The sequence below is a fragment of the Vibrio sp. 378 genome (assembly GCF_033339435.1).
This window is the reverse complement of record NZ_JAWOUO010000034.1, coordinates 1-6,368: the sequence shown is the minus strand read 5'-3', so window position 1 is coordinate 6,368 and position 6,368 is coordinate 1. Positions and strand designations below refer to the sequence as shown.

5 protein-coding genes and 4 tRNA genes are annotated in these 6,368 nt (G+C 42.7%); 3 read left to right on the top strand and 6 right to left on the bottom strand.

The window, feature by feature from the left end:
• Window positions 1-180 precede the first annotated feature (180 nt).
• The 4 genes from R7Q48_RS23610 to R7Q48_RS23595 all read right to left on the bottom strand — a co-directional run bounded on the left by R7Q48_RS23610 (window position 181) and on the right by R7Q48_RS23595 (window position 576).
• A tRNA-Thr gene (locus R7Q48_RS23610) sits at window positions 181-256 on the bottom strand.
• Between the two features lie 13 nt (window positions 257-269).
• Window positions 270-344, bottom strand: a tRNA-Gly gene (locus tag R7Q48_RS23605).
• A 35-nt stretch (window positions 345-379) separates the two neighbouring features.
• Window positions 380-464 (bottom strand) — tRNA-Tyr (locus R7Q48_RS23600).
• A 36-nt stretch (window positions 465-500) separates the two neighbouring features.
• Window positions 501-576 (bottom strand) — tRNA-Thr (locus tag R7Q48_RS23595).
• A 205-nt stretch (window positions 577-781) separates the two neighbouring features.
• On the opposite strand from R7Q48_RS23595, the gene coaA reads away from it, so the two are divergent.
• Complete coding sequence (gene coaA, locus R7Q48_RS23590; RefSeq protein ID WP_005388683.1) at window positions 782-1,705, top strand: type I pantothenate kinase; 924 nt, start codon at window positions 782-784, stop codon at window positions 1,703-1,705.
• Window positions 1,706-1,712: 7 nt separating this feature from the next.
• On the opposite strand, the gene birA is transcribed toward coaA, so the two are convergent.
• Both birA and murB read right to left on the bottom strand, forming a co-directional pair.
• Window positions 1,713-2,678 carry a bifunctional biotin--[acetyl-CoA-carboxylase] ligase/biotin operon repressor BirA gene (gene birA / locus R7Q48_RS23585; protein ID WP_005373054.1) on the bottom strand — a complete coding sequence of 322 codons (966 nt, stop codon included), beginning with the start codon at window positions 2,676-2,678 and terminating at the stop codon, window positions 1,713-1,715.
• Window positions 2,675-3,718, bottom strand: coding sequence for a UDP-N-acetylmuramate dehydrogenase (gene murB, locus R7Q48_RS23580; RefSeq protein ID WP_053306556.1), 1,044 nt, complete (start codon window positions 3,716-3,718; stop codon window positions 2,675-2,677). Before murB ends, birA begins: the two co-directional genes overlap by 4 nt.
• A 101-nt stretch (window positions 3,719-3,819) precedes the next feature.
• On the opposite strand from murB, the gene R7Q48_RS23575 reads away from it, so the two are divergent.
• Both R7Q48_RS23575 and pssA read left to right on the top strand, forming a co-directional pair.
• The gene (locus tag R7Q48_RS23575) at window positions 3,820-4,251 is read left to right on the top strand and encodes a GNAT family N-acetyltransferase (protein ID WP_017821963.1); all 432 of its coding nucleotides are present in this window, start codon (window positions 3,820-3,822) and stop codon (window positions 4,249-4,251) included.
• Between the two features lie 71 nt (window positions 4,252-4,322).
• Window positions 4,323-5,663 carry a CDP-diacylglycerol--serine O-phosphatidyltransferase gene (gene pssA, locus R7Q48_RS23570; protein WP_213886990.1) on the top strand — a complete coding sequence of 447 codons (1,341 nt, stop codon included), beginning with the start codon at window positions 4,323-4,325 and terminating at the stop codon, window positions 5,661-5,663.
• Window positions 5,664-6,368: the final 705 nt, after the last annotated feature.

The window sequence follows — 6,368 nt, the reverse complement described above, 5'->3', positions numbered from 1 at the left end:
TGTTTTACCGTGGTCAACGTGGCCGATAGTACCAACGTTAACGTGCGGTTTCGTACGTTCAAATTTTTCTTTAGACATGAGTGGTCCCTCTAGGTACGGATTTAGGTGGCCCAAATTGACCACGCAACCAAAAAAAGATAATTGGTAAATCTAATATCAAAAGGAAATAAACTTGAGAGCTGGTGCTGATAGGCAGACTCGAACTGCCGACCTCATCCTTACCAAGGATGCGCTCTACCACCTGAGCTATATCAGCACTCAAATTAGAGTGGAGCGGGCAGCGGGAATCGAACCCGCATCATCAGCTTGGAAGGCTGAGGTAATAGCCATTATACGATGCCCGCAACACGTAACTCTGAGAGCTATTTCCTAAAGAATATGGTGGAGGGGGACGGATTCGAACCATCGAAGGCAGTGCCGGCAGATTTACAGTCTGCTCCCTTTGGCCACTCGGGAACCCCTCCAAATTTTCAAGCCATTCAGACTACTAAAGGAAAGAATGGTGCCGACTACCGGAATCGAACTGGTGACCTACTGATTACAAGTCAGTTGCTCTACCTACTGAGCTAAGTCGGCATAAGTGGTGCGCATTCTATTGAATGATTTTCTAGGTTGCAATAGTAATTTGAAAAAAAATCATAAATTTCGATTTTTTAGATTCGTTTGCTGCAAATTCGTACAAACTTAGCTTTTTTAAAGCAAACTTCGACCTTTGTCGTTTGCTTTGAAGTTCGCTTGATGTATGTTCTTGCTTCTATTAAACCAAGGATAAAAGAGACCCATGAGTCCATTTTTGTCATTTGACCGTGCAAATTGGGCCGAGTTAAGAAACTCTGTACCGATGACACTTTCTGAAGACGACTTGACTGCGCTTCAGGGCATTAATGAAAACCTAACCATGGAGGAAGCGGTAGAGATCTACCTTCCTTTGTCTCGTCTTTTGAATCTGTATGTCCAAGCTCGTCAAAGCCGCAATTCCGTATTACAACAATTCTTAAATACAGAGGAACATGCTCCCCCTTTCGTAATTGGTATCGCTGGCAGTGTTGCTGTAGGCAAAAGTACGACTGCTCGTATTCTAACGGCATTGCTTTCTCGTTGGGAGAATCATCCCAAAGTGTCCTTGGTTACAACAGATGGCTTCCTATATCCGAAAAAAGTACTAGAAGAACGCGGTATCATGCATCGTAAAGGCTTCCCAGAATCCTATGATATCAAGCGCTTAGTCGAGTTCATGTCTGACGTAAAGGCAGGAAAGCCCGATCTTGAAGTACCCATCTACTCTCACATCACGTATGACATTACTGATGAACTAAGAAAAGTGGATAGACCGGATGTTCTTATTATTGAAGGTTTAAACGTTCTGCAAAGTGGAATGGACTATCCACATGACCCGCATCGTGTCTTCGTCTCTGACTTTTTAGATTTTTCAATTTATGTCGATGCAGAAACAGAGACCATTGAACATTGGTATGTAGAACGCTTTTTAAAGTTTCGCCAAGGGGCCTTTACGAAACCAGGCTCTTATTTTAGCCACTACACACAACTCTCTGTCGATGACGCAAAGAAAAAAGCGAAGCAAATTTGGCATGATATTAATGGGCTCAATTTAGAATTGAATATTCTTCCAACTCGTGAGAGAGCCCACTTGATTCTACACAAAGGCGTTAACCACTTGGTTGATAAAGTCTCGTTGCGAAAGTAATCGAAGATTAGTCACTTTTACGCAACGAGATTTCACCACCAATATAAGTCTCTAGTCCTTGGGAGGTTTCGATTAATATTCCACCTTGATGATCGATGCCTCGAACGACGCCATATACCTCTCTAGGACCAATAAGCAGTTTGACCTGACGATTAAGGAAATTGTCTAACCGATTCCAACGTTCGATAAAGCCAGTAAGTCCTTTCATTTCATATTCGACAAGTGCGGAATTCCAATGCTTGATAAGTGTCATTGCTAGAACATTTCTATCGATCTTGAGACTCTGATTTACTTGGTTCAACGTGGTCCATGGCTGGTCAATCTCAGGCTGGTCGTCAGGCATTCCAATATTCAGGCCCATCCCAATCACTAGATGAGCAGCCCCACCGGCCTGACCCGACATTTCAACCAAGATTCCGGCCAGTTTTTTATCTTGATAATACAAGTCATTCGGCCACTTGAGTTTAACACCTTGCATGCCTACTTCTTCCAAAGCTTCCACTGCGGCAATCCCAATCACCAAGCTCAAGCCCATTGCCGCAGCCATTCCTGCATCCAGTCGCCAATACATAGAGAGATATAAGTTAGAGCCAAACGGTGAGACCCATTGTCTACCGCGGCGACCACGCCCTTGTGCTTGATATTCAGCAATACAAACACGGCCCTTTTCCGAATCCGCGACTCTGTCGAGCAAATATTGGTTCGTTGAGTCAATCACAGGGACGAGTTCAACAAGTGACTCCGAGCTAGTGGTCAGGAGAGTCTCGTCTAACAACTGCAATGGTGAGGCTAACTGGTAACCGCGCCCTTGCACTCGATAAATATCAATACCCCATTCACTAAGACCTTTAATGTGCTTAGCGATTGCCGCTCTAGAAACATTAAGATCGTCGCCCAACGCTTCTCCTGAATGAAACTCTCCATCACTTAATAACTTTAAAATATGAAGTTTCGTAGAGTGATCTTTTCTCATCTAGATGCCTCGATCTGAGTCAAATTGGTCTCCCCGGTACGATTGAGAAAGCGTACTTCATGCTCAAGTATGATTTGGTATTTGTCCCATACTGTCTGCTTCACTAAAGAAGCAAGCGCGACAATGTCATCAGCACTACAATTATCTATGTTGGTCAAAACCAAAGCTTGCATAGGGTTGACCTGCGCACCATGTACAGACTTCCCTTTTAATCCACACTGATCGATAAGCCAACCAGCAGCAATTTTCATTCCTCCAGAAGCTGGGTAGGCCACTACGTTAGGGTATTTTTTTGTAAGTCGATCATAGTGATCTTGCGTGATCACTGGGTTTTTAAAGAAACTACCTGCGTTACCTATCTTGGTTGGATCTGGCAGTTTTGCCTTTCGCACTTGGCATACTCGTTCGAAGATAGAAGCAGGGCTGAGTTGTTCTTCTGGGATACTTTGTAAAGGACCGTACTGGTTAATCGGCTGCCATTGCTTCGCCAACTTAAGCCCTAATGCGGTGATAAAGCACTTTCCGTGCAACGCATGTTTAAATATGGAATCCCTATAGGCAAACTCACAGTCTTGGGCGTGCATTCTTTTGTTTTCAAACGTAGTTAGATCAAGAACATCTACATAATCACAGATGTCTTTTAGCTCTAGGCCATACGCACCAATGTTCTGAATAGGAGCCGAGCCAGCACAACCTGGAATCAAAGCTAAGTTCTCGATCCCACCGATCCCCTGATTCACACACCAGGAAACTAATTCAGGCCAATCTTCACCACCGGCAATATGTAATAGGTAGTGCTCATCCGTTTCCGTGACTTCTTTACCCATGATTCGATTAACAATCACTAATCCCTCAAAATGTTCTGTAAAAAGAACATTACTTCCTTTACCTAAAAAAAGTTTCGGTAAATGGGTGAATCTTGGGTTTTGAAATAGCTCAATAACATCTTCGAGCGACTCAACGATAGCTAAATAGGAACACGATTGTTCAATTCCAAAAGTATGGTAAGCCTTTAGGCTCGCATTTGTTTTAATTTGCATAGTAGGTTTGCAACACCAGATAAGATTCTCTTAAACTGTCGACATTCTACATTAGTTATCTTTTAACCGCAGTGACAATACCAGACTCATTAATCATAGAAGTGTTAAATCCCATCAAGCTCCCCCTCATTAAGAAACTATACAAAGCGTATTACCCTGCGGGTCGAGCCAAAAAGGATGAATTGATCATTACAGCAAGCCATAAGGGTGAAATCATTGCGTTACTACGTTTAAAAAGTGTAGATAAAGTTCGTCTGTTGACAGGAATGTTGGTCATTCCGAAAGTTAGGGGAACAGGGATTGGAAAAAAACTACTAACTCATTGTAAAAACAATGTTTTCACTGATGGCGATTATTGCTTCGCGTTTACACATCTCGAATCCTATTATTCCAAGCATGGATTCACAACAATTGATTGCTCTGAGCTACCACACCCGCTAAAAATGGCATTTCAACGTTATGTAGATAGCGGTAAAGATCTCATTCCAATGCAATTCATCTCTTCAACGACATCAAAACGCGTGCTTTTGTAGCCAGGTAAATCATATCTTTGATAAAATGGCAGGTTCGCAATATTGCACTAAACTAAGGTACTCATACCGATATGATAGTAAGTAGGAATCCATTCGAACAGTTGCCAAGTCTCGCTGTCAATCCGGAAGACTTTGATGTTCTGTATTCAGCAGAATCATTCAGAACCCGTCTTTTAGATGCTATCAGCAAAGCAACGTCGCGAATTTACCTAGTCGCTCTATATCTGGAAGATGATGAAGCTGGACGTGAAATTCTCACTGCGCTTTATGAAGCGAAACAGCGCAATCCTGGGTTGGACATCAATATCTGTGTCGACTGGCATCGAGCGCAGCGTGGCCTGATTGGTGCGGAGACATCTGAGGGTAATTCAGCGCTTTACAAAGCATATGCCAGTAAGTACCAACACCCAATCCCTGTCTATGGCATACCAGTGCGTGGCAGAGAAGTTTTTGGGGTACTGCATTTAAAAGGCTTCATTGTCGATGATACTGTTATCTACAGTGGGGCGAGCTTAAATAACGTTTATCTCCATTATCATGAACGTTATCGATTTGATCGTTACCATGTGATTCGACATGAATCTTTAGCGAATTCAATGGTGCAATTCATTCAGGAAGAAATGATTGCTCACCCTGCCGTTAATGATCTTGCAGGAAAAGATAAACCAGAAACCAAAGAAATAAAGTCGGCGATTCGCCAACTGAGGGCTTCTCTTGCTCAAGCCAACTATAAGTTTGAAGACCAAGCTGCAACAGAAGAAAGTGTAAAAGTCACTCCGTTAGTTGGGCTAGGCAAACGCCGTAATCTGCTCAATCAACAGATTGTAAAGTTATTGGCAGCAGCCCAAGACGAAATTTTCATTTGTACGCCTTACTTTAACTTCCCTAAAGCACTTCATCGTGAAGTGAAACGAGCCATGAAGCGTGGTGTGAAAGTAACGATTGTTGTGGGTGATAAAACCGCCAACGACTTTTACATTGCACCTGAGGAAGACTTTAAAACCATTGGCGGACTTCCATATCTTTACGAAGTGAATTTGCGTCGCTTTGCGAAAGCCAATGAAGCGAATATCGCCGCACGTAAATTGTCAATTCACCTATGGAAGCATGACAATAACAGCTTCCACCTTAAGGGTATTTGGGTTGATAAACGCTATATGCTACTTACTGGGAATAACCTAAATCCACGTGCTTGGTCACTCGACCTAGAAAATGGGCTACTCATACAAGACAATTATGCGAAGCTCACTGGGAAGTTTGAAGACGAAGTTTCGCGTATTCTTGAGCATACTCACCTTATCTGTACTTATAAGCAATTAGAGAAAGTAGAAGACTATCCTATAGGGGTACAGCGACTGGTCAGAAAAATCACCCGCCTAAAGGCAGATGGTGTTTTAAAACGTATTCTTTAGACATCATTTCTCGCTCTAAAGTACGTCGAGATTTTTATACTAAGCCAACCGCTTTAGCAGTTGGCTTTTTCATATAATCCATTTGGAATACTTAACTATTTTCTAGTACCGCTAGTGAGCACATAACCACTTAGATCTAGAGCGACTCTCTTAATGGATTTGAGCTTTGACGTTTGTGAGTATTCCGCATAGCTTACAGCCTCGAGCTAAGCTACCCCTCTCTGTTTTGGCGCTTCTTACCCCTTGGCGATATATTTTTTCTGAGACTCATCAAATGTTCAGCGTCGAAAACCATCACCTCGCTAATGAAGAGCTCCTTCAATCTTTCACCTTCCAATTCTTTTCAAGTCGTTTGATTTTTGAGCCAGGAGAGATTGGGGGTATATATGACGCTTTTCTGGATTATGCGCACAGTTCGTTTTTTCTTTCTCATCAAGATTCAAGCCGTTGAACGCCTTTGAATACCATAGATTACTTAGGTTTGTTTGTAGGTCATATTGTCTTTCCACAGCATCAACGGCCTATATTAATTAAAGCCTAGTGTGTAATCACGCAGAGTTCGCTTAGTAGGGATTATGGGGAGTAGTCTAATTAGGTGTAAACACACTTCAGGGAAACGCCGCAGTAGAAACGAAAAAAGCCTCAGTCTTTCGACTGAGGCTTAATATAAGTGGCGGAGTGGACGGGACTCGAACCCGCGACCCC

Coding starts and splice junctions, on each gene's coding strand:
- coaA (WP_005388683.1), top strand. CDS start 782: ATGAGTCCATTTTTGTCATTTGACCGTGCAAATTGGGCCGAGTTAAGA.
- pssA (WP_213886990.1), top strand. CDS start 4,323: ATGATAGTAAGTAGGAATCCATTCGAACAGTTGCCAAGTCTCGCTGTC.
- murB (WP_053306556.1), bottom strand. CDS start 3,718: ATGCAAATTAAAACAAATGCGAGCCTAAAGGCTTACCATACTTTTGGA.
- birA (WP_005373054.1), bottom strand. CDS start 2,678: ATGAGAAAAGATCACTCTACGAAACTTCATATTTTAAAGTTATTAAGT.